General features: G+C 65.3%; 1 protein-coding gene. It reads left to right on the top strand.

Going from position 1 to position 1,914, the window contains the following annotated elements:
* A partial coding sequence (acs, locus tag PVW48_RS20050; RefSeq protein WP_274582730.1) for an acetate--CoA ligase occupies positions 1–1,912 on the top strand: 1,912 nt, incomplete at its 5' end.
* Positions 1,913–1,914: the final 2 nt, after the last annotated feature.

A 1,914-nucleotide genomic window follows, 5' to 3' on the forward strand; every position in this document is an offset into this window, starting at 1 on the left:
GAACGCCCATATCGATTCATCGAAGTATTCTGAGATGTATGCGGCGTCGGTTTCGGATCCTGAGGGGTTTTGGGGGGAGCATGGGCGGTCTTTGGACTGGATCAAGCCCTACACGAAGGTGAAGGACACCTCGTTCGCCCATGACGACGTACATGTGCGCTGGTTCGAGGATGGCACGCTGAACGTGGCGGCCAATTGCATCGACCGGCATCTGGCGACCCGGGGCGATCAGACCGCGATCATTTTCGAGCCGGACGATCCCGCCGAGCCTGCCCAGCACATCACCTATCGCGAGTTGCACCGGCAGGTCTGCAAGCTGTCCAACGTGCTGGAGGATCTCGGCGTGCGCAAGGGCGACCGGGTCGTTCTCTACATGCCGATGATCCCCGAGGCGGCCTATGCGATGCTGGCCTGTGCCCGGATCGGCGCGATCCATTCCATTGTTTTCGCGGGCTTTTCGCCAGATGCCCTCTCGGCGCGGATCAACGGGGCCGATGCCAGGCTGCTGATCACCGCGGACTATGCCCCCCGGGGCGGGCGCCAGACGCCGCTGAAATCCAACGCCGACGCGGCGCTGTTGCACACCCGCGACGACGTCAAGATGCTGGTGGTCAAGCGCACCGGCGGGCAGACCACCTGGGTGGACGGGCGCGATTTCGACTATCACGAGCTGATGCTGGAGGCCGACGAGGTCCAGCACCCGGTCGAGGTGGAGGCCGAGCATCCGCTCTTCATCCTCTATACCTCGGGCTCCACGGGCCAGCCCAAGGGGGTGGTGCATTCCTCGGGGGGCTACCTGCTCTATGCGGCGATGACCCAGAAATACGTCTTCGACGTGCATGAGGGCGATGTCTACTGGTGCACGGCGGATGTGGGCTGGGTGACGGGGCACAGCTACATCGTCTACGGGCCGCTGGCCAATGGCGGCACCACGGTGATGTTCGAGGGCGTGCCGACCTACCCCGATGCCTCCCGCTTCTGGCAGGTCTGCGACAAGCACAAGGTCACCCAGTTCTACACCGCCCCCACCGCGATCCGGGCGCTGATGGCCAAGGGACCGGAATTCGTCGAGACATGCGACCTGAGCAGCCTGCGCGTGCTGGGCACCGTGGGCGAGCCGATCAACCCCGAGGCCTGGAACTGGTACAACGACCTGGTCGGCAAGGGCCGCTGCCCGATCGTCGACACCTGGTGGCAGACCGAGACCGGCGGGCACCTGCTGACGCCGCTGCCCGGGGCGATCGCGACCAAGCCGGGCTCGGCGACCCTGCCGTTCTTCGGGGTGCAGCCGGTGGTGCTCGACCCCCATTCGGGCGCCGAGATCACCGAGACCGAATGCGAGGGGGTGCTGTGCCTCAAGGACAGCTGGCCGGGCCAGATGCGCACGGTCTACGGCGACCACGAGCGGTTCGTGAAGACCTATTTCTCGGACTACAAGGGGTATTACTTCTCGGGCGATGGCTGCCGCCGGGACGCGGACGGCTATTACTGGATCACCGGGCGGGTCGATGACGTGATCAACGTGTCGGGCCACCGGATGGGCACGGCCGAGGTGGAATCGGCGCTCGTGGCCCATGCCAAGGTCGCCGAGGCCGCGGTCGTGGGCTATCCGCACGACATCAAGGGCCAGGGCATCTATTGCTACGTCACCCTGATGAACGGCGAGGAGCCCTCCGAGGAGCTGCGCAAGGAGCTGCGCACCTGGGTGCGCACCGAAATCGGCCCGATCGCCGCCCCGGACCTGATCCAGTGGGCCCCCGGCCTGCCGAAAACCCGGTCGGGCAAGATCATGCGCCGCATCCTGCGCAAGATCGCCGAAGACGACTTCGGCGCCTTGGGCGACACCTCAACCCTCGCAGACCCCTCCGTCGTCGAAGACCTCATCGAAAACAGAATGAACAAGAAAGGATGAGG

This window comes from Dinoroseobacter sp. PD6, from assembly GCF_028807315.1.
In the GTDB taxonomy this organism is placed as follows: Bacteria; Pseudomonadota; Alphaproteobacteria; order Rhodobacterales; family Rhodobacteraceae; genus Dinoroseobacter; species Dinoroseobacter shibae.